General features: G+C 72.1%; 23 protein-coding genes. 17 read left to right on the top strand and 6 right to left on the bottom strand.

The genetic code is table 11. The features are described from left to right. Nucleotides 1–17: 17 nt before the first annotated feature. Nucleotides 18–1,580, bottom strand: coding sequence for a fused MFS/spermidine synthase (locus tag D3105_RS06655; RefSeq protein ID WP_118900915.1), 1,563 nt, complete (start codon nt 1,578–1,580; stop codon nt 18–20). Nucleotides 1,581–1,807: 227 nt separating this feature from the next. Here D3105_RS06655 and D3105_RS06650 point away from each other — a divergent pair, with 227 nt between their 5' ends. After that, nucleotides 1,808–2,803 (top strand): phosphotransferase, encoded by a 996-nt coding sequence (locus D3105_RS06650; RefSeq protein ID WP_118900941.1) that lies wholly within the window; start codon nt 1,808–1,810, stop codon nt 2,801–2,803. Nucleotides 2,804–2,928: 125 nt separating this feature from the next. Next, nucleotides 2,929–4,290 (top strand): NAD(P)/FAD-dependent oxidoreductase, encoded by a 1,362-nt coding sequence (locus tag D3105_RS06645; RefSeq protein ID WP_118900913.1) that lies wholly within the window; start codon nt 2,929–2,931, stop codon nt 4,288–4,290. Between the two features lie 46 nt (nt 4,291–4,336). On the opposite strand, the gene D3105_RS06640 is transcribed toward D3105_RS06645, so the two are convergent. Both D3105_RS06640 and D3105_RS06635 read right to left on the bottom strand, forming a co-directional pair. Next, the gene (locus D3105_RS06640; protein ID WP_118900910.1) at nt 4,337–5,872 is read right to left on the bottom strand and encodes an ATP-dependent DNA ligase; all 1,536 of its coding nucleotides are present in this window, start codon (nt 5,870–5,872) and stop codon (nt 4,337–4,339) included. Between the two features lie 95 nt (nt 5,873–5,967). Next, nucleotides 5,968–6,759: a metal-dependent hydrolase gene (locus D3105_RS06635; RefSeq protein ID WP_118900908.1), complete on the bottom strand. Its 792-nt coding sequence runs from the start codon at nt 6,757–6,759 to the stop codon at nt 5,968–5,970. 138 nt (nt 6,760–6,897) lie between these two features. On the opposite strand from D3105_RS06635, the gene D3105_RS06630 reads away from it, so the two are divergent. Together D3105_RS06630 and D3105_RS06625 are read left to right on the top strand one after the other, a co-directional pair. Then, on the top strand, nt 6,898–9,411 hold the full coding sequence (locus D3105_RS06630) for a DEAD/DEAH box helicase (protein WP_118900906.1): 2,514 nt from the start codon (nt 6,898–6,900) through the stop codon (nt 9,409–9,411). Between the two features lie 34 nt (nt 9,412–9,445). Further along, nucleotides 9,446–10,318 (top strand): acyl-CoA thioesterase, encoded by an 873-nt coding sequence (locus D3105_RS06625; protein WP_118900903.1) that lies wholly within the window; start codon nt 9,446–9,448, stop codon nt 10,316–10,318. A 12-nt stretch (nt 10,319–10,330) separates the two neighbouring features. Here D3105_RS06625 and D3105_RS06620 read toward each other — a convergent pair whose 3' ends face one another. After that, a complete protein-coding gene (locus D3105_RS06620) occupies nt 10,331–10,585 on the bottom strand; it encodes a DUF6011 domain-containing protein (protein WP_118900901.1) in 255 nt (84 codons plus the stop codon). A 173-nt stretch (nt 10,586–10,758) separates the two neighbouring features. Here D3105_RS06620 and D3105_RS06615 point away from each other — a divergent pair, with 173 nt between their 5' ends. The 5 genes from D3105_RS06615 (at nt 10,759) to D3105_RS06595 (ending at nt 16,002) form a co-directional block, all read left to right on the top strand. Next, entirely contained in the window at nt 10,759–11,724 is a 966-nt protein-coding gene (locus tag D3105_RS06615; RefSeq protein ID WP_118900899.1) for a DUF389 domain-containing protein, read from the top strand. 22 nt (nt 11,725–11,746) lie between these two features. Continuing rightward, the gene (locus tag D3105_RS06610; protein WP_118900896.1) at nt 11,747–13,210 is read left to right on the top strand and encodes a DUF2252 domain-containing protein; all 1,464 of its coding nucleotides are present in this window, start codon (nt 11,747–11,749) and stop codon (nt 13,208–13,210) included. Between the two features lie 185 nt (nt 13,211–13,395). Further along, nucleotides 13,396–14,739 (top strand): chloride channel protein, encoded by a 1,344-nt coding sequence (locus tag D3105_RS06605; protein ID WP_118900894.1) that lies wholly within the window; start codon nt 13,396–13,398, stop codon nt 14,737–14,739. Between the two features lie 199 nt (nt 14,740–14,938). Continuing rightward, nucleotides 14,939–15,463 carry a GNAT family N-acetyltransferase gene (locus tag D3105_RS06600; RefSeq protein ID WP_118900892.1) on the top strand — a complete coding sequence of 175 codons (525 nt, stop codon included), beginning with the start codon at nt 14,939–14,941 and terminating at the stop codon, nt 15,461–15,463. 50 nt (nt 15,464–15,513) lie between these two features. Next, on the top strand, nt 15,514–16,002 hold the full coding sequence (locus D3105_RS06595) for a glutathione peroxidase (protein WP_118900890.1): 489 nt from the start codon (nt 15,514–15,516) through the stop codon (nt 16,000–16,002). A 56-nt stretch (nt 16,003–16,058) separates the two neighbouring features. Here the strand turns inward: D3105_RS06595 and D3105_RS06590 are convergent, their stop codons facing one another. Next, entirely contained in the window at nt 16,059–17,285 is a 1,227-nt protein-coding gene (locus tag D3105_RS06590; RefSeq protein ID WP_118900888.1) for an acyl-CoA dehydrogenase family protein, read from the bottom strand. A 186-nt stretch (nt 17,286–17,471) separates the two neighbouring features. Here D3105_RS06590 and D3105_RS06585 point away from each other — a divergent pair, with 186 nt between their 5' ends. Then, nucleotides 17,472–18,146, top strand: a complete 675-nt coding sequence (locus D3105_RS06585) for a TetR family transcriptional regulator (RefSeq protein WP_118900885.1) — start codon at nt 17,472–17,474, stop codon at nt 18,144–18,146. A gap of 28 nt (nt 18,147–18,174) precedes the next feature. On the opposite strand, the gene def is transcribed toward D3105_RS06585, so the two are convergent. Continuing rightward, nucleotides 18,175–18,720: a peptide deformylase gene (gene def, locus D3105_RS06580; RefSeq protein ID WP_118900882.1), complete on the bottom strand. Its 546-nt coding sequence runs from the start codon at nt 18,718–18,720 to the stop codon at nt 18,175–18,177. Nucleotides 18,721–18,834: 114 nt separating this feature from the next. On the opposite strand from def, the gene D3105_RS06575 reads away from it, so the two are divergent. The 7 genes from D3105_RS06575 to D3105_RS35995 form a co-directional block, all read left to right on the top strand. Beyond that, nucleotides 18,835–20,073, top strand: a complete 1,239-nt coding sequence (locus D3105_RS06575) for a MurT ligase domain-containing protein (protein ID WP_030580492.1) — start codon at nt 18,835–18,837, stop codon at nt 20,071–20,073. 34 nt (nt 20,074–20,107) lie between these two features. Beyond that, nucleotides 20,108–20,833 carry a type 1 glutamine amidotransferase gene (locus tag D3105_RS06570; protein ID WP_118900880.1) on the top strand — a complete coding sequence of 242 codons (726 nt, stop codon included), beginning with the start codon at nt 20,108–20,110 and terminating at the stop codon, nt 20,831–20,833. A gap of 212 nt (nt 20,834–21,045) precedes the next feature. Then, the gene (locus D3105_RS06565; protein ID WP_018516056.1) at nt 21,046–22,071 is read left to right on the top strand and encodes a 6-phosphofructokinase; all 1,026 of its coding nucleotides are present in this window, start codon (nt 21,046–21,048) and stop codon (nt 22,069–22,071) included. Between the two features lie 111 nt (nt 22,072–22,182). Next, entirely contained in the window at nt 22,183–23,133 is a 951-nt protein-coding gene (locus D3105_RS06560; protein ID WP_097886878.1) for a cytochrome c oxidase assembly protein, read from the top strand. Nucleotides 23,134–23,199: 66 nt separating this feature from the next. Continuing rightward, the gene (locus tag D3105_RS34480) at nt 23,200–23,358 is read left to right on the top strand and encodes a hypothetical protein (RefSeq protein WP_006122878.1); all 159 of its coding nucleotides are present in this window, start codon (nt 23,200–23,202) and stop codon (nt 23,356–23,358) included. Between the two features lie 198 nt (nt 23,359–23,556). Next, nucleotides 23,557–24,273, top strand: coding sequence for a lysophospholipid acyltransferase family protein (locus D3105_RS06555; protein ID WP_118900878.1), 717 nt, complete (start codon nt 23,557–23,559; stop codon nt 24,271–24,273). Next, a partial coding sequence (locus tag D3105_RS35995; RefSeq protein WP_425315725.1) for an NAD-dependent epimerase/dehydratase family protein occupies nt 24,233–24,478 on the top strand: 246 nt, incomplete at its 3' end. The genes D3105_RS06555 and D3105_RS35995, both read left to right, overlap by 41 nt.

Here is a 24,478-nt window from a genome sequence, read left to right as displayed (position 1 = left end):
ACCGAGGCGTCCGGATATCACCGGGCCGCTGGGACGGGGTGGGGCTGGAGGAGCTGGTCGACGGGCGCGTGGTCGTCGGTGAGCACCCGGGCGTTTCCCGTCCAGGCGGTGAGGGTGTCGCCGGTGGCGATCCTCCAGCCGACGTCCCGGGCGTCCATGGCTTCCTGGACGGCGGGGGCGTCGAGCGGCCGGGCGGAGGCGACGACCACCATGTTGCCGCCGATGCTCGAAGCCGTGGGGTCCAGGCCGATGTCCGCGGGCTTCCCGAGCAGTGCGACATGCGGGAAGGTCGCGGCGAGGGTGGCGACCTCGGCGCGGGCGAAGGCGAGCCGGCCGTGGTCGATGAGGTTGGTGACGTACAGACCGTCCGCGTCGAGCGCCCGGCGTACGTCCTTCAGCGCCTGGGACGTCGTGAGGTGCCAGGGCGCGCTGACGCCTCCGAAGGCGTCGCCGACGACCAGGTCGTGGCTGCCGGCGGCGAGCCGCCGCAGGCCGAGACGCCCGTCCTCCACGCGTACGTCGATGCCGGTCGTGGCCGCGGGGCCGAGGCCGAGCCGGTCGCGGTCGATGCGGACGACCCCGGGGTCGATCTCGGAGACGAGGCTGCGGGTTCCGGGGCGGGCGGCCGCGAGGTAGCGGGGGAAGGTGAGGCCGCCGCCCCCGATGTGGTGGGCGGTCAGCGGTGCGCCCTCGGGGAAGACGGTGTCGACCACGGAGGCGAAGGCGCGTACGTACGCGAACTTCAGGTACGCCGGGTCCTCCACGTCGACGTAGGAGTGGCGCAGGCCGTCCAGGACGAGCGTGCGGCCGCTGTCCCGCTCGGGGTCCGCGACGACCCGGGCGCAGTGGTAGCGGGTCTCCGCGTCGCAGCCGCCGGGGGCGAAACCGGTGGCGAGGGTGCCCGCGACGACGGTGGCGAGGGCCACGGCCGTGGCGCGCCGCCACCGCCGGGCCTGCCACCCGACGAGGGCGCCCCCGAGCACCAGCAGCGTGCCGAGGCCGATCAGGATGGAGCTGACGGGCAGCCGCGTGACCAGGACGAACCCGGTGAGGACGGTGCCGACGATGGCTCCGAAGGTGCCGACGCCCGACAACCGCCCGACGACCGTCCCGGTCTCGGCGAGGCTGGTGAGCCGCAGCTTGGTCACGAACGGGGTCACCGCGGAGAGCAGCGCGCCCGGCACCAGGAGGGTCGCCGACGCGACCAGCAGGAGCAGCGCGGGAGACCACTCGGCGGTGGTACGGAGCAGGAGCGGGGTGAGCGCGACGACCACGCCCGACACTCCGAGCGCGGGGGCGATGAGCCGGAGCGGATCGACCTGGTCCGCGATGCGCCCGCCCAGCCAGGAGCCCAGGGCGATGGCGGTCAGCGCGATGCCGATCACCATCGTGCTGGTCTCCAGGGTGAGGCCGAGGTACGGGGCCAGCAGCCGCAGGGCGACGATCTCGACCACGAGGACCGCGGCCGAGGACCCGAAGACGAGGACCGCCGCGGCCCGGGAGCTCAGCCCCTGGTCGCGGGGCGGGGCGTCGCCCACGGGAGAGTCGTCGGCCACGGGCGAGGAGGGCGAGGTGGTCACCGCAACATCCTCGCACGGGGCGGGCAGCCGAACTCCCGCTGTTCCAGGGGGCGAAGGGAGAGGGTCCGCCGATCCGGGCAGGACAGGAACGGGTGTTCCCGGAAATTGCGGTGCGCCCGCGCAGGGGCCGGTGGTCCCATGATCAGGTGCGCAGAGACGAGAAGCTCGGACCCGAAGCGACCCCGGACGCCGCCCCCACGACTGCCCTGGCCGGACCCGCCGCGCCCATGACCGTGGACCGGGGGCGCTTCCCGGACGCCGTGACGCCCTGGGAGGACCCGGTCCGGCGGGCGGAGGCCCTCGCCTGGGTGACCGAGGGTCTCGCCGCTCACGGGCTGGTGGAGGCGGGCCCCCGGGCGGTGCGGCTGCGTCCCTGGTCGGTGCTGGTGCGGCTGACCGTCACCGGGCCCGCGCCCGTCTGGTTCAAGGCCGTTCCGCCCGCCGCGGCCTTCGAGGCGGGGCTCACCGAGGCCCTGGCGCGCTGGGTCCCCGCACAGGTGCTGCCCCCGCTCGCCGTCGAGGCGGCACGGGGCTGGACGCTGACCCCGGACGGCGGTCCGGTGCTGTCGGAGGTGCTGGACGGGCGCCCCGGCGGCCCCGACCCCGGGTACTGGGAGGAGCCGCTGCGCCAGTACGCCGCGATGCAGCGGGAGCTGACCCCGTACGCGGAGGCGATGGAGGCCCTGGGGGTTCCGGCGGCCCGGCCGCGCGATCTGCCCGCGCTGTTCGACCGGCTGGTCGTGGGGAACGGTGCGCTGACCCGGGAGGACCGGGTGGCGCTGGAGGCCCTGCGGCCCCGGGTGGCCGACTGGTGCGAGGAGCTGGCGTCGTCGGGGGTGGCGGATTCGCTGGACCACGCCGATCTGCACGAGAAGCAGCTGTTCGCGCCCGCGGCCGGGCGGTACGCCTTCTTCGACTGGGGCGACGCCCTGGTCGGGCATCCGTTCTGCAGTCTGCTGGTGCCCGCGCGGGCGGCCCGTGAGCGCTGTGGTCCCGAGGTGCTGCCCCGGCTGCGGGACGCCTATCTGGAGCCGTGGACCGGCGGGGGCCTCACGACGGCGGGGCTGCGCCGTGCGGTGAGCCTGGCGTGGCGGCTGGCGGCGCTCGGCCGGGCCGCCTCCTGGGGGCGGATGTTCCCCGTACCGCCGGGTGGTCCGGGCGTGTCCGGGGACGCGGAGGGCGCCTACTGGCTGCGGGAGCTGGCGGCCGCCCCGCCCCTCTGATCGGGCCCGTTTCACCCCTGTCAGGAGGCGGATGCCGGAGCCTGCGGTGAGGATGAGGGGTGAATCACCCGGTAAACGGGGCAGGCGAGCGCAGAACCACGCAAGCCCGAGAAGGGACGCAGACCGTGGCACCACCCAGGATTCTCGTCGTCGGCGCCGGCTTCGCAGGCGTCGAGTGCGTACGCCGTCTGGAGCGCAGGCTCGCTCCGGGCGAGGCCCAGATCACGCTCGTCACGCCGTTCTCCTACCAGCTCTATCTGCCGCTGCTCCCCCAGGTGGCCTCCGGGGTGCTCACGCCGCAGTCCGTGGCGGTGTCGCTGCGCCGCAGCCGCCGCCACCGGACCAGGATCGTGCCGGGCGGGGCTATCGGCGTGGACACGCAGGCGAAGGTCTGTGTGATCCGGAAGATCACGGACGAGATCGTGAACGAGCCGTACGACTACCTCGTGCTGGCGGCGGGCAGCGTCACCCGCACCTTCGACATCCCCGGGCTGCTGGACAACGCCCGGGGGATGAAGACGCTGGCCGAGGCCGCGTACGTCCGCGACCACGTCATCGCCCAGCTGGACCTGGCGGACGCCAGCCACGACGAGGCCGAGCGGGCCTCCCGGCTCCAGTTCGTGGTGGTCGGTGGCGGTTACGCGGGCACGGAGACGGCCGCCTGCCTCCAGCGTCTGACCACCAACGCGGTGAAGCACTATCCACGGCTGGACCCGCGCCTGATCAAGTGGCATCTGATCGACATCGCGCCCAAGCTGATGCCGGAACTCGGCGACAAGCTCGGCCTGGCCGCGCTGGAGGTGCTCCGCAAGCGGAACATCGAGGTGTCGCTCGGGGTCTCGATCGCCGAAGCGGGCCCGGAGGAGGTCACGTTCACCGACGGCCGGGTGCTGCCCTGCCGGACGCTGATCTGGACCGCCGGGGTGGCCGCGAGTCCGCTGGTCGCCACGCTCGGCGCGGAGACGGTACGCGGCCGGCTCGCCGTGACCCCGCAGATGCAACTGCCGGGCGCGGACGGGGTGTTCTCGCTCGGCGACGCGGCGGCGGTGCCCGACCTGGCGAAGGGCGACGGGGCGGTCTGCCCGCCCACCGCGCAGCACGCGATGCGCCAGGGCCGGGTGCTGGCGGACAATCTGATCGCCTCGGTGCGCCACGAGCCGCTCAAGGACTACGTGCACAAGGACCTGGGGCTCGTCGTGGACCTCGGCGGCCGGGACGCCGTGTCCAAGCCGCTGGGCATCGAGCTGCGCGGGCTGCCCGCGCAGGCGGTGGCCCGGGGCTACCACTGGTCGGCGCTGCGGACGAACGTGGCGAAGACCCGGGTCATGACGAACTGGATGCTGAACGCGGTCGCCGGTGACGACTTCGTACGGACCGGATTCCAGTCCCGCAAGCCGGCGACGCTGCGGGACTTCGAGTACACGGACGTGTATCTGACGCCCGAGCAGATCAAGGAGCACACGGCGGCGACGGTCATCAAGCACTGAGCCGCCGGGCCCTGTACGAGCGCGCCCCTTCAGGACAGGGGCGCGCTCACGGCTGCCGGGACAGCACCGTCTCCACGGTGTCCGCCTCCTGGGCGGTCTTGTCGTCGCGGTAGCGCAGGACGCGGGCGAACCGCAGGGTGACCCCGGCGGGGTAGCGGGTGGAGCGCTGGAGTCCGTCGTAGGCGATCTCCACGACGAGTTCGGGGCGTACGGTGACGACGTGGCCGTCGTCGTCGGTGGCCAGCTCGCCCAGCTTCTCGGTCTGCCACTCCAGCAGGGCGTCCGTGAGCCCCTTGAAGGTCTTCCCGAGCATCGCGAACGTACCGTCGGGGCGGCGTGCGCCCAGGTGCAGGTTGGAGAGCTTGCCGGTGCGCCGGCCGCTGCCCCACTCGACGGCCAGCACCACCAGGTCCAGGGTGTGCACGGGCTTCACCTTCAGCCAGGACGCGCCCCGGCGGCCCGCGCTGTAGGCGGCGGCGAGGTCCTTGACGACGACGCCCTCGTGGCCGCGTTCCAGGGTGTCGGCGAGGAACGCGTCGGCCGCCGCGCGGGCTTTCGGGTCCTCCGCGTCGGGGACGAGGGTGCGTCGGACCCGGAGGTGCTCGGGGAGGAGCCGGGCCAGGGCCGCGTGGCGGTCGGTGAAGGGCAGGTCGAGCAGGTCCTCGTCGTCGACGAGGAGCGCGTCGAAGAAGACCGGGACGACGGGCACGTGTGCGGCCGCCTCCGCCACGTCCCGCCGTGAGCCCACCCGGGAGGCGGTCTCCTGGAAGGGCCGGGGCCTGCCGTCCTCCCCCAGGGCGATCACCTCGCCGTCCAGGATGAAGCGGCCGGCCGGGAGGGCGGCGACGGCGGCGGTCAGCTCGGGCAGCCGGTCGGTGATGTCGTCGAGGGTCCGGGTGTAGGCGCGGATGCGGTCGCCGTCGCGGTGGACCTGCACCCGGATGCCGTCGAGCTTCTCCTCGACCGCGCAGGCGCCCAGCTTGTCGAGGGCCTCGCCGACCGAGGCGGCGGTGTGCGCCAGCATCGGCTGGACGGGCCGCCCGACGGTGAGCCGGAAGGCGGCGAGCGCCGAGGGGCCGTCCGCGAGGAGGACCCCGGCGACCTCCCGGAGCGATCCCGCGAGCATCACGGCCCGCCGGACGTCGGCGGGCGGGGCCTCGGCGGCACGGGCCAGGGCGTCGGCGGCGACGGCGTCCAGGGCCCCCTGGCGTACCTCCCCGGTGAGCAGGGCCCGCAGGAAGCGCTGTTCGTCCTCGGTGGCGGCGGCGAACAGGGCGCGCAGGTGCTCCTTGCGCCGGGCCTGGGAGCCGGGGCCCGAGACGGCGGCGAGGGCGGTCAGCCGGGCGTCGACGCCGGTGACGGTGAGGGTGGGCTCCGCCGCGGGCTCCACCGGGTCGCCGAGCGACCGCCACCCCACCCCGATCCGGCCCTGGGGCAGCCGTCCGGCGAGGAACGGGATGACGACGGGGACGTCCTCGGGTCCCGCGTCCCGGAAGAGGCCGGCGAGGAGCGCCACCTTCCTGGACCGGGCGGAGGTGGCGGCGACCTCCAGGGACACCTGGGCGAGCTCGGCGAGCAGCATGCGCCCATGGTGCTACGGGGCGGAGCGCGCCGCCCACCGGAAAGGCACCGGACGCGCCGCCCGCCTCAGAGGCAGCAGGCGCGGCCGGCGACGCGTCATATGTAGTTGAGGGCGGCGGCCCCGCCCACTCCCCCGAGGACCATGAAGGCGGGCATCAGCACCTTCATCTCCACCCAGCTGCCGGCCCGGAAGCGCATGGCCTTCGGCGGGCCGATCGGGTACCAGCGCTTGCGGCCGATCGGGATGGGCCACAGGATCGGGCAGCCCGAGACGGTCAGGGCGTCGCCGATGTCGTGGACGAGGGCGCCCAGCACGATCGGCAGTCCGAGCCAGAGGTACTCCTGGCCGGGGGCGTCGAACAGCCAGTCGGCCCCGTGGCCGGGCTTGTCCAAAACGCCGGCCAGGATCCAGGCGCTGGTCGCGCCGAGCAGCCACACCAGGACGTCGCTGGAGACGCGGGCGGCCCGCCACAGCAGTCCCTCGACGGCGAGCACCAGGTGGACGAAGAGGATCGCGAGGACGGCCCAGCGGCCGCCGGTGACCGCGGCCACGGAGCAGCCGCCGCCGATGAGGACGGCCCACAGCCAGGTGTGGGTGAGGGTGCGGTGCCCGCCGGTCCTGCGCGGGTCCCCGGCGCTCTTGGTGGCCTTGTAGACGGCGTAGGAGAGCTTGTCGACGATCTCGCAGAGGGCTTTGGAGATCGGGCCGAAGGCGCGCGAGATGGTCGCGGACTTGTGGTCGAGGTCGGGGGCGAGCGCGGCTCCCGCGCAGATCAGCGCCCCGACGACGAGGACGGGCCAGGGCATCGTGTGGCCCGCGGCGGCCGCCGCCGCGCCCACCCCCAGCCAGGCCGCTGCCCCTGACAGAGAGTGTGCCGGTCCCATCATGGTCTTTTCCCGCCCCCAGTGGTTCGTGCGCCCATCACCGGTAGGGCGCGGGCAGGTTGAGACCGCAGCGTACCGTCCGTGATCTTCGTGCCGTCCGCCGGTTCCCTCATCCGGGCCGAAGACAGGCAAGATGGGGGCGTGACCCTCATCGACCAGCTTCCCCAGACCGCCGACCCGGACGCCCTCTTCGAGGCCTTCTCCTCATGGACCGAGAGCCAGGGCATCACGATGTACCCGGCTCAGGAGGAGGCGCTGATCGAGGTGGTCTCCGGGGCGAACGTGATCCTGTCCACCCCGACCGGCTCGGGCAAGAGCCTGGTGGCGGCGGGCGCGCACTTCACGGCTCTGGCGCAGGACAAGGTCACCTTCTACACGGCGCCGATCAAGGCGCTCGTGTCGGAGAAGTTCTTCGACCTGTGCAAGCTCTTCGGCACCGAGAACGTCGGCATGCTCACCGGCGACGCCTCGGTCAACGCGGACGCCCCGGTGATCTGCTGTACGGCCGAGGTGCTGGCCTCCATCGCGCTGCGCGACGGGAAGTACGCCGACATCGGCCAGGTCGTGATGGACGAGTTCCACTTCTACGCCGAGCCGGACCGGGGCTGGGCCTGGCAGATTCCGCTGCTGGAGCTGCCGCAGGCGCAGTTCGTGCTGATGTCGGCGACGCTCGGCGACGTCTCGATGTTCGAGAAGGACCTGACCCGCCGTACCGGCCGCCCCACCTCCGTGGTGCGCTCGGCGACCCGCCCGGTGCCGCTGAGCTACGAGTACCGCTTCACGCCGATCACCGAGACGCTCACCGAGCTGCTGGACACCCGGCAGTCGCCGGTCTACATCGTGCACTTCACGCAGGCGGCGGCCGTCGAGCGGGCGCAGTCGCTGATGAGCATCAACATGTGCACGAAGGAGGAGAAGGAGAAGATCGCCGATCTGATCGGCAGCTTCCGCTTCACCACCAAGTTCGGCCAGAACCTCTCCCGTTACGTACGCCACGGCATCGGGGTGCACCACGCAGGCATGTTGCCCAAGTACCGGCGCCTGGTGGAGAAGCTGGCCCAGGCGGGTCTGCTGAAGGTGATCTGCGGGACGGACACGCTCGGTGTCGGCGTCAACGTCCCCATCCGTACGGTGCTGTTCACGGCGCTCACCAAGTACGACGGGAACCGGGTGCGGACCCTGCGGGCGCGGGAGTTCCACCAGATCGCGGGCCGGGCCGGGCGGGCCGGGTTCGATACGGCCGGGTTCGTCGTGGCGCAGGCCCCCGAGCACGTCATCGAGAACGAGAAGGCACTGAAGAAGGCGGGCGACGACCCGAAGAAGAAGCGCAAGGTGGTCCGCAAGAAGGCCCCCGAGGGCTTCGTCGCCTGGTCGGAGTCGACGTTCGACAAGCTGATCCAGTCCGATCCGGAGCCGCTGACCTCGCGTTTCCGGGTGACCCACACGATGCTCCTCGCGGTCATCGCGCGCCCGGGCAACGCGTTCGAGGCGATGCGGCATCTGCTGGAGGACAACCACGAGCCGCGCCGGGCGCAGCTGCGCCACATCCGGCGGGCCATCGCCATCTACCGTTCACTGCTGGACGGCGGGGTGGTGGAGCAGTTGGACACCCCGGACGCCGAGGGCCGGATCGTACGGCTGACGGTCGACCTCCAGCAGGACTTCGCGCTGAACCAGCCGCTGTCCACGTTCGCGCTGGCCGCGTTCGACCTGCTGGACGCCGAATCGCCGTCGTACGCGCTGGACATGGTCTCGGTCGTCGAGTCGACGCTGGACGACCCCCGGCAGATCCTGGCCGCCCAGCAGAACAAGGCGCGCGGCGAGGCCGTGGGGCAGATGAAGGCGGACGGGGTCGAGTACGAGGAGCGGATGGAGCGGCTCCAGGAGGTCACGTACCCCAAGCCGCTGAGCGAGCTGCTGTGGCACGCGTACGACGTGTACCGCACGAGCCACCCGTGGGTGAACGACCACCCGGTGTCGCCGAAGTCGGTGATCCGGGACATGTACGAGCGGGCCATGACCTTCACGGAGTTCACCTCGCACTACGAGCTGGCCCGGACCGAGGGCATCGTGCTGCGGTATCTGGCGAGCGCGTACAAGGCGCTGGAGCACACGATCCCGGACGACGTGAAGTCGGAGGATCTCCAGGACCTGATCTCCTGGCTGGGCGAGATGGTGCGTCAGGTGGACTCCAGTCTGCTGGACGAGTGGGAGCAGCTGGCCAACCCCGAGGTGGAGACCGCCGAGGAGGCGCAGGAGAAGGCGGACGAGGTCAAGCCGGTCACGGCCAACCCGCGCGCCTTCCGGGTGCTGGTGCGCAACGCGATGTTCCGCCGGGTGGAGCTGGCCGCGCTGGACCGGGCCGGTGCCCTGGGCGAGCTGGACGGCGAGTCCGGGTGGGACGAGGACGCGTGGGGCGGGGCCCTGGACGCGTACTGGGACGCGCACGAGGAGATCGGCACCGGTCCGGACGCGCGGGGGCCGAAGCTGCTGAAGATCGAGGAGGACCCGGCGCACGGGCTGTGGCGGGTCTGGCAGGCGTTCGCCGACCCGGCGGGCGATCACGACTGGGGCATCAAGGCCGAGGTGGACCTCGCGGCGTCCGACGAGGAGGGCCGGGCGGTCGTCCGGGTCACCGAGGTCGGCCAGCTGTGAGCGCGTCCCCGACGCGGAAGTGGAGAGGTGCGGCATGACGAATCCGGCCGAGCGTCTGGTCGACCTGCTCGACCTGGAGCGGATCGAGGTCAACATCTTCCGCGGCCGCAGCCCCGACGAGTCCCTGCAGCGGGTCTTCGGCGGGCAGGTCGCGGGCCAGGCGCTGGTGGCGGCGGGCCGGACCACCGACGGGGAGCGGCCGGTGCACTCGCTGCACGCCTACTTCCTGCGGCCGGGACGTCCCGGGGTGCCGATCGTCTACCAGGTGGAGCGGGTGCGGGACGGCCGGTCCTTCACCACCCGCCGGGTGACGGCCGTCCAGGAGGGCCGGACGATCTTCAACCTGACGGCGTCCTTCCACCGCCCCGAGGAGGCGGGCTTCGAGCACCAGCTGCCGCCCGCCCGGATCGTCCCGGACCCGGAGGAGCTCCCGACGGTCGCCGAGGAGGTGCGCGAGCATCTGGGCGCGCTGCCGGAGGCGCTGGAGCGGATGGCCCGCCGCCAGCCCTTCGACATCCGTTACGTCGACCGGCTGCGCTGGACGAAGGACGAGATCAAGGACGCCGATCCGCGCAGCGCGGTGTGGATGCGGGCGGTGGGCCCGCTGGGCGACGACCCGCTGGTGCACACCTGTGCGCTGACGTACGCGAGCGACATGACGCTGCTGGACGCGGTCCGCATCCCGGTGGAGCCGCTGTGGGGTCCGCGCGGCTTCGACATGGCGTCCCTGGACCATGCCATGTGGTTCCACCGGCCGTTCCGGGCGGACGAGTGGTTCCTGTACGACCAGGAGTCGCCGATCGCGACGGGCGGGCGGGGCCTGGCGCGGGGCCGGATCTACGACCGTTCGGGTCAGCTGCTGGTGTCGGTGGTGCAGGAAGGGCTGTTCCGGCGGCTGGAGCAGTAGCCCCGTCCCGGTTCACGTGCCGGGCAGCGGGTCCTGGTCGACCTCGTGGCGGCGGGTGCGGATGTCCGGCGGCGCGGGGTGCAGCTTGGCGTCGCAGGACGGGCCGAGGCCGGCCCGCCGCGAGTCGGTCCCGGTCAGGGGCCGGCCGCAGAGACGGCAGCGGACGAGGCGGCGGCGCTCCGGCGTCCCCTCGTCGGCGGCCGCCTCCCCGCGGACCGCTTCGTCGGCCCCGGGCAGCGGTTCGGGAAAGGCGTCGGGTGTGTCCACCCCTCGATGATCGCAGCCCGGGCCGGCAGCGGCCCGTGGCATCGGTCTCCCGGCCCGGACGGGTGACCGCCGGTTTGCCGAACCGTGCCGGGGCCGCGTTACTGGAGTGAGCCCCGGGCCGCTTGCCGGGCACAGCTCCGTGCGACGGGGCCGGGAGCCGCGGAGGTGCCGGGATGGACATGATCCACATCCGCGCGGTGAGCCCGCCGGACCTGACCGACGAGGTCGTCGGCCTGCTCTCGGCCGACCCCTGCGTACTCAACCTGATCGTCCAGCGCGATGCCGCCCGCCGCCCCGACGGCGACGCCATCGCCTGCGACGTACTGACGGGCGCGGCCAACGACGTACTGCACCGGCTGCGCGCCGTCCACCTCGACCGGCGGGGCTCCCTCGTCATCGAACCCGTCGACATGGCCTTCTCCGGCGCGGCCACCGAGGGCGGGCAGCGTGAGCTGGGGCCGCTGAGCCGGGCCCCGGTCTGGGAACAGGTGGAGGCACGCATCAGGTCCGGGGGCCGGTACCCGCCGAGCTTCTACCTCTACCTGGTCGTCGCCGGTCTGATCGGTTCGGTCGGCATCGTCACCAACTCGCAGATCCTGATCGTCGGAGCGATGGTCGTCGGTCCTGAGTACGGCGCCATCGTCAGCGTGGCGCTGGGGATCGACCGGCGCCACCGGTCCATGGTGCGCAGCGGGCTGACCGCCCTGGGCGCCGGCTTCCTCCTCACCATCGTGATCACCTTCCTCTTCGCCCTCCTCATCCGGGGTTTCGGGCTGGAGTCGGAGGCGTTCGACCGGGGGCTGCGGCCCGTGTCCAACCTCATCAACACGCCGAACTTCTTCTCCGTCGCCGTCGCCACCCTGGCCGGAATCGTCGGGATCGTGTCGCTCACCGAGGCCAGGACGAGCGCCCTGCTCGGGGTGTTCATCTCCGTGACGACGATCCCGGCCGCCGCGGACATCGCCGTCTCCACGGCTTTCACCAGCTGGTCCGATGTGCGGGGCTCGGCCATCCAGCTCGTCGTCAACATCCTCGTGCTGATCGTGGTGGGCACGTCCGCGCTCAAGGCCCAGCGCGCGATCTGGCAGCGGGTCCGCCTGCGGCGCGACCACGACCGCCGGATCGCCGAAGAGGCCTGAGGAACACCGGAAGGGGTCGTCCATGGACCGGGAAGCCGAGGCGCCGCTGCGCGCCGCACCGCACGCGACACCGGCCGAACGCGCGGCCCTGGGCAAGGCCGCCCGCCGGAAGGCTCCCCGGTCGGGCCATGCGGAGTTCACCGCGTCGCCGCACCGTCCCGATCCGCTGACCGTCCTCGAAAGGCAGTCGGCGGAGCGGGTTCCCGAGCTGGTCCCGATCCGCTACGCCCGGATGACCGAGTCCCCGTTCCGCTTCTATCGGGGCGCGGCCTCGCTGATGGCCGCCGACCTGGCCGGCACCCCGGTCTCCGGGATCCGGGCGCAGTTGTGCGGGGACGCCCATCTGCTGAACTTCCGGCTGCTGGCCTCCCCCGAGCGGAATCTGCTCTTCGACATCAACGACTTCGACGAGACGCTGCCGGGGCCCTGGGAATGGGACGTCAAGCGGCTGGCGGCGAGCCTCGTCATCGCGGGGCGGGCGAACGGCTTCACGCCCCCGGAGCGGGCCGGGATCGTCCGAGCCGCGGTCCGCTCGTACCGGGAGGCGATGGCCCGGTTCGCGGGCATGCGCAATCTGGAGGTCTGGTACGCGCGGACGGACGCCGAGCGGCTGCGCGCGGTGGCCGCGGAGCAGTTGGGCGGACGGGGGCGCAGGACTGTCGACCGGGCGTTGGGGAAGGCGCGGTCCCGGGACAGCCTGCAGGCCTTCGGAAAGCTCGCCGAGGTGGTGGACGGGCGGCTGCGGATCGCGGCGGACCCGCCGATGGTCGTCCCGCTGACCGATCTGACGCCGGGGGTGGACCGGGATGCGGTGTTCCGGCAGTTCGGATCCATGCTGGCGGGGTACGCGCGCAGCCTGCCGGCCGACCGGCGCAGCCTCCTGGAGGACTTCGCGCTGGTGGACGTGGCCCGGAAGGTCGTCGGTGTGGGCAGTGTCGGCACCCGGTGCTGGATCGTCCTGCTGCTCGGCCGGGACGGCGGGGATCCGCTGCTGCTCCAGGCCAAGGAGGCCGGTCCCTCGGTGCTGGCCGAGTTCGCGGGGGCGAGCCGGTATGCGAACCAGGGGGAACGGGTGGTCGCGGGGCAGCGCCTGATGCAGGCGGCCGGTGACATCTTCCTGGGCTGGGAGCGGGCCGACGGCCTCGACGGCCGGAGCCGGGACTTCTATGTGCGCCAGTTGCGCGACTGGAAGGGCATCGCCGAACCGGAGTCGATGGCGCCGAAGGGGATGCGGGTGTTCGGCGAGATGTGCGGGGCCACGCTGGCACGCGCCCATGCCAGGTCCGGGGACCGGATCGCCATCGCCGGCTATCTGGGCTCCAAGGACGTCTTCGACCGGGCGATCGCCACGTTCGCGGAGTCGTACGCGGACCGCAACGAGCTGGATCACCGGGCACTGGTCGACGCGGTGGCCGCGGGGCGGCTGCCCGCGGCGGGAGCGAACGGCGCCTGCGGTGCGGGCGGTCTTCCGGGGCCGGGCGGCTGACCTTCCGCACCGGAGGGTGTGTTCCCGGCGGCGTAGGGCGGTCCGGTCCGCTGCCGCGTGGTATTCCGGCGTGAAGCCGCGGGGTGTGCGCCCCTTCCGATGTCCGGCGGCCGGGGGTGGGCCCGTGCCCGACGGCCGGGGGGATGCCGCTTTCCCGACCGTCGTCACGCCGAGGAGCCGAGACCATGCCGACCACGCCTCCGGTCACCCCCTCCGCCGCGCCGGAGGACCCGTACGCGGCGGTCCGCACGCGGAAGTACGCGGGGCTGCTGCTGATGGCGGCCGTTCTCGGGGTGCCGGTCTCGGCGATCGCGTTCGGCTTCCTGGCGCTGGTCTCGGAGCTCCAGTCTCTGACGTACACGGAGCTGCCGAAGGCGCTGGGGTTCGATGCGACCCCGTCGTGGTGGCCCGTTCCGCTGCTCGGGGCCGCCGGGCTCCTGGTCGGGCTCGTCGTCCGCCGGCTGCCGGGCGGGGGCGGGCACCGGCCGGCGGAGGGGCTGGTGTCCACGGGCGCGCCTCCCGCGGCGGATCTGCCCGGGATCATGCTCGCGGCGCTCGTCTCGCTGGGCGTGGGCGCGGTGCTGGGGCCGGAGGCGCCCCTGATCGCGCTGGGTGGCGGACTGGCCGTCTGGGCGGCGGGCCGCGTCAAGCGGGACCTGCCACCGGATGCGCGGTCCCTGGTCGGGGCGTCGGGGAGCTTCGCCGCGGTGAGCGCCCTGCTGGGGTCCCCGCTGCTGGGCGCGTTCCTGCTGATGGAGGTGGCGGGTCTGGCCGGGCCGATGCTGGGCGTGGTCCTGGTGCCCGGGCTGCTCTCGGCGGGGATCGGCGCGCTGATCTTCACGGGGCTGGGGTCCTGGACGGGGCTGGGCACGTACTCCCTGACGCTGGGCGAGGTGCCGTCGGCGGCCGCCCCGGATGCCGCCGGGTTCGGATGGGCGCTGGTCCTCGGTGTCGCGGCGGCCTTCGCGGGCGCGGGCATCCGCCGGCTGTCGCTGACCCTCCAGGAACGCGTGGAGCGGCGGACGGTGGTGGCCACGGCGGTGATGGGCCTGGTCGTCGGCGCGATGGCGCTGGTGTACGCCGAGACGTCGGGCAAGGCCGGTTCCGAGGTGCTGTACTCGGGCGAGCACGAGCTGGGCCACCTCCTGTCCGCGAGCGCGGAGTACTCGGTCGGTGCGCTCGTCCTGCTCATCGTCTGCAAGTCGCTCGCCTACTGCGCCTCGCTGAGCTGCTTCCGGGGCGGCCCGGTCTTTCCCGCGATGTTCGTGGGCGCGGTGGGCGGTGTCGCGCTGTCCCATCTGCCGGGGCTGGAGCTCACGGCGGGGTTCGCGATGGGCGTCGGGGCGATGTGCGTGGCGATGCTGCGGCTGCCGATGTCCTCGGTGCTCCTGGCGACGCTGCTGCTGGGCAGGGAGGGGCTCACCGTGATGCCCTTGGTGATCGTGGCGGTGGTGGTCGCGTACGTGGTGACTCTCCGGCTGACGCCCGCGCCTGGGGACCGGGGCGGGGTGCGCCCGGACGCCGGGTGAAGTCTCCCGCACCGGTGTCATCCGTACCCGGTGGCCGGCAGCGCATCCGGGGTAGGGGTTGGACGGCACCGGTGGAGGCGACGGCCGCCGGGGGGCGCACACCATGCACCCTGGAGACAGCCTCCGCCCCGGGGTGCCCGGCCCGCTCCCGGCTGCGCCGCCGCGCTCCGGCTCCTCCCCCCGCGAAAGGACCCCGCCCATGACCGAGATCGTCCATGTGTCCGCCCCCGAACTGGTCACGTACGCCGACGACCTGGCCGGCCTGCTGGTCGAGACCGTCGATGAGGGGTCCTCGGTGGGCTTCCTGGCCCCGTTGGACCGGGAGGCGGCCGCCATCTGGTGGCGGGAGCGGGCCGCCGCCGTGGAGGCCGGGAGCATCGGCATCTGGATCGCCCGCGAGGGCGGCCGGGTCTCCGGGACGATCGCCCTCGTCCGCGCCCCGCTGCCGAACGCCCGCCACCGCGCGGAGGTCGCCAAGCTGATGGTCCGCCCCTCCGCGCGCGGCCAGGGGCTCGGCAGGGCGCTGCTCGCGGCGGTGGAGGCGTACGCGGCGACCGAGGGCATCACGCTGCTGATCCTGGACACCGAGAGCGGCAGCCTGGCCGAGCAGGTCTACTGCGGGGCGGGGTGGAGAGAGGTCGGGAGCGTGCCGGGATACGCGGCCGACCCGGCGGGCAGCCTCAAGCCGACGACCTTCTACTACAAGGAGCTCGCCGCTCCGTGAGCTGCGAGCGGCACAATGAGCGGCACCACGCAAGGAACAGGGAGAGCTTCATGACGCTGCACGACATTCCGCTGCGCACCCTCACGGGCGAGCCGACCACGCTGGGCGCGTACGGCGGCCGGACCGTCCTGGTGGTGAACGTGGCCTCCAAGTGCGGGCTCACCCCGCAGTACGAGGGCCTGGAGCGGTTGCAGCAGAACTACGGGGACCGGGGCCTGACCGTGCTCGGCGTCCCGTGCAACCAGTTCGCCGGGCAGGAGCCGGGCAGCGCGGAGGAGATCCAGACGTTCTGCTCGACGACGTACGGGGTCAGCTTCCCGCTGCTGGAGAAGATCGACGTCAACGGCGACGGCCGGCACCCGCTGTACGCGGAGCTGACGAAGCTGGCGGACGCGGACGGGGAGGCCGGGGACGTCCAGTGGAACTTCGAGAAGTTCGTGATCTCGCCGGCCGGTGAGCCGGTGGCCCGCATCAGGCCGCGTTCCGAGCCGGAGTCCACGGAGGTCGTGGCGGCGATCGAGGCGCACCTGCCGGGCTGAGCGACGCCGAAAGAAGGGGGCCGTCCGCGGACGGCCCCCTTCTTTCGGCGTGTTCGCTAGCGGATCGGCATGCCCGAGAGCGTGCGGGCGATGACCAGGCGCTGGATCTCGCTGGTGCCCTCGAAGATGGTGTAGATGGCCGCGTCGCGGTGCATGCGCTCGACGGGGTACTCGCGGGTGAAGCCGTTGCCGCCGAGGATCTGGATCGCCTGCGCGGTGACGTCCCGGGCGGTCTCGCTCGCGTACAGCTTCGACATGGAGCCCTCGGCCGAGGTGAACGGCTTTCCGGTGGTGGCCATCCAGGAGGCGCGCCAGACCAGCAGCCGGGCCGCGTCGATCCGGGTGCGCATGTCGGCGAGCTGGAAGGCGATGCCCTGGTTGTCGATGATCGGGCGGCCGAACTGGCTGCGGGTCTTCGCGTAGTCGAGGGCGACCTCGTAGGCCGCGCGGGCGGTGCCCACGGCCATCGCGCCGACGGCCGGGCGGGATGCCTCGAAGGTGGCCATCGCAGCGTTCTTGACGCGCTCGCCGCCGGACTTGGCGCGCTCCCGCGCGCGGGCGAGGCGCTCGTCGAGCTTCTCCTTGCCGCCGAGCAGACAGTGTCCGGGGACGCGGACGTCCTCCAGGACCACCTCGGCGGTGTGGGACGCGCGGATGCCGTGCTTCTTGAACTTCTGGCCCTGGGAGAGGCCGGGGGTGTTCGGCGGCACGATGAAGGAGGCATGGCCCTTGGAGCCGATGTCGGGGTCGACCACGGCGACGACCACATGCACGTTGGCTATGCCGCCGTTGGTCGCCCAGGTCTTGGTGCCGTTGAGGACCCACTCGTCCTTGGCCTCGTCGTACACGGCCCGGGTGCGCATCGAGGCGACGTCGGAGCCGGCGTCGGGCTCGGAGGAGCAGAAGGCGGCGACCTTCACGTCGTCGGCGTCGCCGTACATCTGCGGGATCCAGGTGCCGATCTGCTCCTCGGTGCCGTTGGCGAGGACGCCGACGGCCGCCAGGCCCGTACCGACGATCGACAGGGCGATGCCCGCGTCGCCCCAGAAGAGCTCCTCCATAGCCATCGGGATGCCCAGACCCGTAGGGTCGAAGAACTGCTGGGCGTAGAAGTCCAGGGAGTAGATGCCGACCTTGGCCGCTTCCTGGATGACGGGCCAGGGCGTTTCCTCACGCTCGTCCCACTCGGCGGCGGCGGGGCGGATGACATCCGCCGCGAAGCCGTGGAGCCACTCCTTGACCTGCTTCTGGTCGTCGTTGAGCTCAAGCGTGAACTCGGCCATGTTTCCCCTCCAGGCACTGCGGTGAAAAACCATGCGTTACTCGCGGTAACCACAGTCTGTTACCGGCAAGTAGGTACTGTCAACCGTCATGGAGCCGATCCGGCGCCCGCCCCGTGGAGTGTTACGTTGCGCGGGCGTGCAGGAGCGATGCGACGGCATCGCGTGGCCAGGGGTGGGAGAGACGACATGGAGACCGCACGAAGCTCCGAGCGACAGCGGACCGCGGCCGAGCGCCGTCGCCGCGAGTTGCTGGAAGCGGCGGACCGGGTGGTGCTCAGAGACGGACCGCAGGCCTCGATGAACGCCATCGCCGCCGAGGCCGGCATCACCAAGCCGATCCTCTACCGCCACTTCGGGGACAAGGGCGGCCTCTACCGCGCGCTGGCCAAGCGCCACACCGACGCGCTGCTCAGCGCGTTGCGCGCCGCACTGGACGCGCCCGCCGAGCGGCGTGCGCGGGTGGAGTCCACGCTCGACACCTATCTCGCCGCGATCGAGGCCCGCCCGCAGGTCTACCGCTTCCTGATGCACCCCGCCGACGGAGCGGCCGACACCGCCGACGCCTCCCCCTCCGCCGAGCAGGGCTTCGACGTCGGCCGGCACTCCGCACCGCTGCTGCGCCGCCTCGGCGAGGAGCTGGGCCAGGTGATCGTCGAGCGGGTCGACCTGGGCCCCGACAGCGAGCAGATGGCCCGCATCTGGGGGCACGGGATCGTCGGCATGATGCACGCGGCGGGCGACTGGTGGCTCGCCGACCGGCCCTGCTCCCGCGAGCGGCTGGTCAGCAGCCTCGCCGATCTGCTGTGGGGGCGGCTGGCGGAGGCGGGCGACCGCGACGTCAAGGGCGGCCCGGGGTTCTGAGGTCCCGGGACACCGGCCCCGGTGCTGCTCAGCCCTGCCGCGCCCAGGAGGCCCTGCGCGCGGCGCGCAGCACCCGGGAGCGCCGCAGCCCGGTCAGCCGGTCGGGGTAGACGGTGCCCTCCAGGTGGTCGCACTCGTGCTGGAGGCACCGGGCGAACCATCCCGTCCCGGCGATCCTGACCGGCTCGCCGGTCATCGTCAGCCCCTCGACGACCGCGTGGTCGAAGCGTTCCGTGCCCGCTTCCAGACCCGGAAGTGACAGACAGCCCTCCGGTCCGCGTACGGTGAGTCCGTCCGCCTCGACCAGTTCGGGATTGACCACGTGTCCCAGATGGCGGACGTCGTCGTCGTCCGGGCAGTCGTAGACGAACACCTTGAGCGGGACGCCGATCTGGTTGGCGGCGAGCCCGACACCCTGTGCGGCGTACATCGTGGCGAACATGTCCTCGACCAGCTTCGCGAGCGACGGGCCGAAGTCCGTGACGTCCTCGCAGGGCCGGTGGAGCAACGGGTCGCCGAGCAGACTCATCTCACGGACGAGTCCGGAACTGCCGGGGATCGGGCGGTTTCGCATGGCGGCAAGCGTACGTTCCGCCGCGGCCGGTCAGTTCCCGTGGTGCCGCGGTGCGGTCGATGCGGCGGACATCGATAGGCTGGGCGCGGACCGATGCAAGGAGGATCTAGGACGATGGCAGGCAACACGGAGCCGTTGTCGCCGCGGGCCAAACTGGCCGTGACGGCGGGCAAGGCCGCGGCGGCGGTGTCACGCGCCGCGGGGCGGGGCAGCGGATCGGTGATCGGCGGCCGGGTGGCGCTCAAACTCGACCCCGACCTGCTGGGGCGGCTGGCGCAGCACCTGGACGTGATCCTCGTGTCGGCGACGAACGGCAAGACGACCACCACCCGGCTGATCGCCGAGGCGCTGCGGGCCGCCGGGCCCGTCGTGTCGAACGCGCTCGGCGCGAACATGCCCGCGGGCATCACTTCGGCGCTGGCCGGCGGCTCGGACGCGAAGTTCGGCGTGATCGAGGTCGACGAGAAGTATCTGGCGGGAGTGGCCCGGGACACCACGCCCAAGGCCATCGCGCTGCTCAACCTCTCCCGCGACCAGCTGGACCGCGCGGCGGAGACCCGGATGATGGCCGAGCACTGGCGCGAGGGCCTGTCCGGTTCGAAGGCCGTGATCATCGCCAACGCGGACGACCCTCTGGTCGTCTGGGCGGCCTCCTCCTCGCCCAACGTGGTGTGGGTGGCGGCCGGTCAGGCGTGGAAGGACGACGCCTGGTCCTGCCCGTCCTGCGGCGGTGTGATGCAGCGTCCGGGCGACGACTGGTTCTGCGGGCAGTGCGGCTTCCGCCGCCCCGCCCCCAGCTGGGCGCTGAACGGCGACTACGTCCTGGACCCGCACGGTTCGGCGTGGCCGATCCACCTCCAGCTGCCCGGCCGCGCCAACAAGGCGAACGCCGCCAGCTCGGCCGCCGTGGCCGCCGTCTTCGGTGTGCCGCCGCAGGTCGCCCTGGAGCGGATGTACCAGGTGCAGGCGGTCGCCGGACGGTACGACGTCGTCACCTTCCAGAACCGTGAGCTGCGGCTCCTGCTGGCGAAGAACCCGGCCGGCTGGCTGGAGACCTTCTCGCTGATCGACCCGCCGCCGACGCCGGTGATCCTCTCGGTGAACGCCCGCGGCGCGGACGGCACGGACACCTCCTGGCTGTGGGACGTGGACTACACCCAGCTGGCCGGACACCCGATCTTCGTGCTCGGCGACCGGAAGCTGGACCTCGCGGTCCGCCTCGAAGTGGCCGGTCTCGACTTCCGGGTCTGCGAGAACCTCGACGAGGCCGTGCAGTACGCCCCGCCCGGCCGTATCGAGGTCATCGCCAACTACACCGCCTTCCAGGATCTGCGCCGTCGTGTCGGCAACTGACCCCGGCCCCGGCCATCTCCGGAGAGGACGAAGTATGAACAACGGTCTGCGTCTGGTCTGGGTCTACCCCGACCTGCTCAGCACCTACGGCGACCAGGGCAACGCCCTGGTCGTGGAGCGGCGGGCCCGGCAGCGCGGTCTGGACGTGCAGCGCGTCGACGTGCGCAGCGACCAGCCGGTGCCGACGTCCGGCGACATCTATCTGATCGGCGGCGGTGAGGACCGGCCGCAGCGCCTCGCGGCGGAGCGGCTGCGCCGCGACGGCGGGCTGGCCCGGGCCGCGTCCAACGGCGCGATCATCTTCTCGGTCTGCGCGGGCTACCAGATCCTCGGCCACGAGTTCATCAACGACCTCGGTGAGCGCGAGCAGGGTCTCGGTCTGCTCGACGTGGTCTCCACCCGCGGTGAGGGCGCGCGGTGCGTCGGCGACGTCCTCGCGGACATCGACCCGCAGCTCGGTCTTGAGCCCCTGACCGGGTTCGAGAACCACCAGGGCGTCACCCATCTCGGCCCGACGGCACGGCCGTTCGCCCGGGTGCGGTTCGGCCGGGGCAACGGCACCGGGGACGGCACGGAGGGCGCGTACAACGACACGGTCTTCGGGACGTACATGCACGGTCCGGTGATGGCACGCAACCCGCAGATCGCCGATCTGCTGCTGAAGCTGGCCCTCGACGTGAACGCGCTGCCGCCGACCGACGACCGCTGGTACGAGGCGCTGCGCGCCGAGCGGATCGCCTCGGCGACCCAGCCCGCCTGAGGCACGTTCCGCTCGCATGAGCAAAGCCCTCCTGAGGGGGCTGACGCTCGGTTGAGCGACAGCCCGCCTGAGGGGTATTTCGCTCGGTTGAGCGAAGTCCACCAGGCGGACGGCCGGTTCGGCCCCGCCACCCTGCGCCGGTAGGGTGGCGGGGATCCAACCGGACGGCGTGGTCCGGTCGTCGACTTACACGTTGCAAAGGTTTCCGGGCCATGCGCATTGGCGTACTCACCTCCGGCGGCGACTGCCCCGGCCTCAACGCCGTCATCCGTTCCGTCGTGCACCGCGCGGTGGTGGATCACGGCGACGAGGTCATCGGCTTCCACGACGGCTGGAAGGGCCTGCTGGAGGCGGACTACCGCAAGCTCGACCTCGACGCGGTGGGCGGCATCCTGGCCCGCGGCGGCACGATCCTCGGCTCCTCCCGCGTCCAGCCCGCGCATCTGCGCGACGGGGTGGAGCGCGCCCGCGGCCATGTCGCGGACCTCGGCCTGGACGCCATCATCCCGATCGGCGGCGAGGGCACGCTGAAGGCGGCCAACCTCCTCTCCGAGGCCGGGCTGCCCATCGTCGGGGTCCCCAAGACCATCGACAACGACATCGCGTCCACCGACGTCACCTTCGGCTTCGACACCGCCGTCGGTGTCGCGACCGAGGCGCTGGACCGGCTGAAGACCACCGCCGAGTCGCACCAGCGGGTGCTGATCGTCGAGGTCATGGGCCGTCACACCGGCTGGATCGCCCTGCACTCGGGCATGGCCGCCGGTGCCCACGCGATCGTGGTGCCCGAGCGCCCCTTCGACATCGACGAGCTGACCGAGCTGGTCGGCAAGCGGTTCTCGGCGGGCAAGAAGTTCGCCATCGTGGTGGTCGCCGAGGGCGCCAAGCCGCGCGAGGGCTCCATGCAGTTCGAGCAGGGCGTCAAGGACATCTACGGCCACGAGCGGTTCGCCGGTGTGGCCACGCAGCTCTCCGGCGAGCTGGAGCAGCGGCTCGGCAAGGAGGCCCGCCCGGTCATCCTCGGCCATGTCCAGCGCGGCGGTACGCCGACCGCGTACGACCGCGTCCTCGCGACCCGGTTCGGCTGGCACGCGGTGGAGGCGGCGCACCGGGGCGAGTTCGGGATGCTGACCGCGCTGCGCGGCACGGACATCGTGATGGTCCCGCTGGCGGAGGCGGTCGAGACGCTGAAGACGGTCCCGGCCGAGCGGTACGCCGAGGCGGAGTGCGTGCTGTAGGAACACGTCCTTCCAGAACTGCCCCCGGCCGCAACCGCGGCCGGGGGCAGTTCTACTCTGGACCGGACAACCGGCACGAAACGGGGACGTGTCCCCATCGGGAGTGAACAGATGGATCACAGCGGGCACGGCATGAACATGGATCTGCCGCCGTTCACGCTGGGACGGGGGCTGGAGCTCTCCGTCGAACCGTTCTTCCTGACCGGCTGCATCCTGGCGCTCGCCCTGTACGGGTACGGCGTGGTGCGGCTGCGTCGGCGGGGGGACGGCTGGCCGGTGAGCCGGATCGTGTTCTTCACGGTGGGCGTGCTGAGCATCGCGCTGGTGATGTGCACCAAGCTCAACGACTACGGCATGGTCATGTTCAGCGTGCACATGGTGCAGCACATGGTGATCAGCATGCTGTCGCCGATCCTGCTGCTGCTGGGCGCCCCGGTGACGCTGGCGCTGCGGGCGCTGCCGCCGGCCGGCCGGGGCCGGACCGGGCCGCGCGAGCTGCTGCTGAAGCTGCTGCACAGCCGGTACATGAAGATCATCACGCATCCGGTGTTCACGATCCCGCTGTTCATCGCGAGCCTCTACGCGCTCTACTTCACGCCGATCTTCGACTTCCTGATGGGCTCCAAGCCGGGCCACCTCGGGATGATGGTGCACTTCCTCGCGGTCGGCCTGGTCTTCTTCTGGCCGATCATGGGCGTGGACCCGGGTCCGCACCGCCCCGGCTATGTGATGCGGATGCTGGAGCTGTTCGCCGGGATGCCGTTCCACGCGTTCTTCGGGATCGCGCTGATGATGGCGTCGACGCCGATGGTGAAGACGTACGAGAATCCGCCCGCCTCGCTGGGCATCGACGCCCTGAGCGACCAGAACTGGGCGGGCGGCATCGCCTGGGCGTTCAGCGAGATCCCCTCGGTGCTGGTGCTGATCGCGCTGGTCTACCAGTGGTACAACTCCGAACAGCGTGCCGCCCGGCGCTCGGACCGGGCCGCCGACCGCGACGGCGACAAGGAGCTGGCGGCGTACAACGCCTATCTCGCGTCTTTGCAGGCGCGCGGACAGTAGCGCGAATGGCGCATACGGGGTGACCATGGGGACAACGGCCGCGCGGCCGACGAGGAGCGTGCGCGCATGTCCGGATCGACGAAGACCATGGGATACATGACCGTCGGGGCGCTGGTCGCGGTGACCGCGTACACGGTGGCGCTGGGAAGCAGTGGCTGGCTCTGGTTCGGCTGGGTGGTGCTGGGACTGTGCACCATCGGCATGCTGGCCACGCAGGACACCTGAGGCGTCACAGCGGGTGACCACTCCCGACGTCACGGCGGGTGACCACGCCTGACGGCCCCGGAGGCGGGTACGCGTCGGGAGACCGGTTCGCTACGGTCGCATGGTGGTGCCGGGACCCTGCGGGTAGGGTCCCGGCACCACCATGACCTGGTAGTACGAGTCCTGAGTCGGCCCGGCAGAGCGAGGTGCACCCACAAGGTGTTTTATTACGTCCTGAAGTATGTCGTTCTGGGTCCCGTTCTGCGGCTCTTGTTCCGCCCCCGCATCGAGGGCCTGGAGAACATCCCCGAGGACGGCGCGGCGATCGTCGCGGGCAACCACCTCTCCTTCTCGGACCATTTCCTGATGCCGGCCATCCTCAAGCGCCGCATCACCTTCCTGGCGAAGGCCGAATACTTCACCGGCCCGGGGATCAAGGGCCGGCTCACGGCCGCCTTCTTCCGCAGTGCGGGCCAGATCCCGGTGGACCGGTCCGGCAAGGACGCCGGGCAGGCGGCGATCCGCGAGGGGCTCGGCGTACTGAACAAGGGCGAGCTGCTGGGGATCTATCCGGAGGGCACCCGCTCGCACGACGGCCGCCTCTACAAGGGCAAGGTGGGGGTCGCGGTCATGGCGATCACCGCAGGGGTGCCGGTGATCCCGTGCGCGATGGTCGGCACCTTCGAGATCCAGCCGCCCGGCCAGGTCGTGCCGAAGATCAAGCGGGTCGCGATCCGGTTCGGCGAACCGCTGGACTTCTCCCGCTACGCGGGAATGGAGAACCAGAAGGCCGCGATCCGGGCGGTGACGGACGAGATCATGTACGCGATCCTCGAGCTCTCCGGCCAGGAGTACGTGGACGAGTACGCGGCCAAGGTGAAGGCGGCCGAGCAGGCTGCCGCGCCGCCGAGGAAGTTCCCGAAGCTGCGACGCTGAGGGCGAATCCGCCACCGGCAGAGCGCCCTCGTCCGGGAGGCCCCGCTCCCCTAGCGTCGACCGCATGAGCAACGGACACGCATGGGTGCTGGGAGCGACGGGCCAGATCGGGCGGGCGGCGGTCCGCGCGCTGGCCGCCGACGGCTGGGAGGTCACCGCGGCCTCGCGCGGCGGGGGCCGGGACGAGGGGTGGGACACCGGGGTC

Origin of the sequence: Streptomyces globisporus, from assembly GCF_003501885.1 — a bacterium.
Classification (GTDB): Bacteria; Actinomycetota; Actinomycetes; order Streptomycetales; family Streptomycetaceae; genus Streptomyces; species Streptomyces globisporus_D.
The sequence above is the reverse complement of the archived record's forward strand: the minus strand, read 5'-3'. Positions and strand labels throughout refer to the sequence as shown.

Excerpts from the sequence above, each read along its gene's own strand:
- D3105_RS06635 (WP_118900908.1), bottom strand. The coding sequence starts at position 6,759 with ATGATGGGACCGGCACACTCTCTGTCAGGGGCAGCGGCCTGGCTGGGG.
- D3105_RS06565 (WP_018516056.1), top strand. The coding sequence starts at position 21,046 with ATGCGCATTGGCGTACTCACCTCCGGCGGCGACTGCCCCGGCCTCAAC.
- D3105_RS06560 (WP_097886878.1), top strand. The coding sequence starts at position 22,183 with ATGGATCACAGCGGGCACGGCATGAACATGGATCTGCCGCCGTTCACG.
- D3105_RS06625 (WP_118900903.1), top strand. The coding sequence starts at position 9,446 with ATGACGAATCCGGCCGAGCGTCTGGTCGACCTGCTCGACCTGGAGCGG.
- D3105_RS06640 (WP_118900910.1), bottom strand. The coding sequence starts at position 5,872 with ATGCTGCTCGCCGAGCTCGCCCAGGTGTCCCTGGAGGTCGCCGCCACC.
- D3105_RS06650 (WP_118900941.1), top strand. The coding sequence starts at position 1,808 with ATGACCGTGGACCGGGGGCGCTTCCCGGACGCCGTGACGCCCTGGGAG.
- D3105_RS34480 (WP_006122878.1), top strand. The coding sequence starts at position 23,200 with ATGTCCGGATCGACGAAGACCATGGGATACATGACCGTCGGGGCGCTG.
- D3105_RS06575 (WP_030580492.1), top strand. The coding sequence starts at position 18,835 with ATGGCAGGCAACACGGAGCCGTTGTCGCCGCGGGCCAAACTGGCCGTG.
- D3105_RS06610 (WP_118900896.1), top strand. The coding sequence starts at position 11,747 with ATGGACCGGGAAGCCGAGGCGCCGCTGCGCGCCGCACCGCACGCGACA.
- D3105_RS06595 (WP_118900890.1), top strand. The coding sequence starts at position 15,514 with ATGACGCTGCACGACATTCCGCTGCGCACCCTCACGGGCGAGCCGACC.
- D3105_RS06585 (WP_118900885.1), top strand. The coding sequence starts at position 17,472 with ATGGAGACCGCACGAAGCTCCGAGCGACAGCGGACCGCGGCCGAGCGC.
- D3105_RS06605 (WP_118900894.1), top strand. The coding sequence starts at position 13,396 with ATGCCGACCACGCCTCCGGTCACCCCCTCCGCCGCGCCGGAGGACCCG.
- def (WP_118900882.1), bottom strand. The coding sequence starts at position 18,720 with ATGCGAAACCGCCCGATCCCCGGCAGTTCCGGACTCGTCCGTGAGATG.
- D3105_RS06570 (WP_118900880.1), top strand. The coding sequence starts at position 20,108 with ATGAACAACGGTCTGCGTCTGGTCTGGGTCTACCCCGACCTGCTCAGC.
- D3105_RS06615 (WP_118900899.1), top strand. The coding sequence starts at position 10,759 with ATGGACATGATCCACATCCGCGCGGTGAGCCCGCCGGACCTGACCGAC.
- D3105_RS06600 (WP_118900892.1), top strand. The coding sequence starts at position 14,939 with ATGACCGAGATCGTCCATGTGTCCGCCCCCGAACTGGTCACGTACGCC.
- D3105_RS06590 (WP_118900888.1), bottom strand. The coding sequence starts at position 17,285 with ATGGCCGAGTTCACGCTTGAGCTCAACGACGACCAGAAGCAGGTCAAG.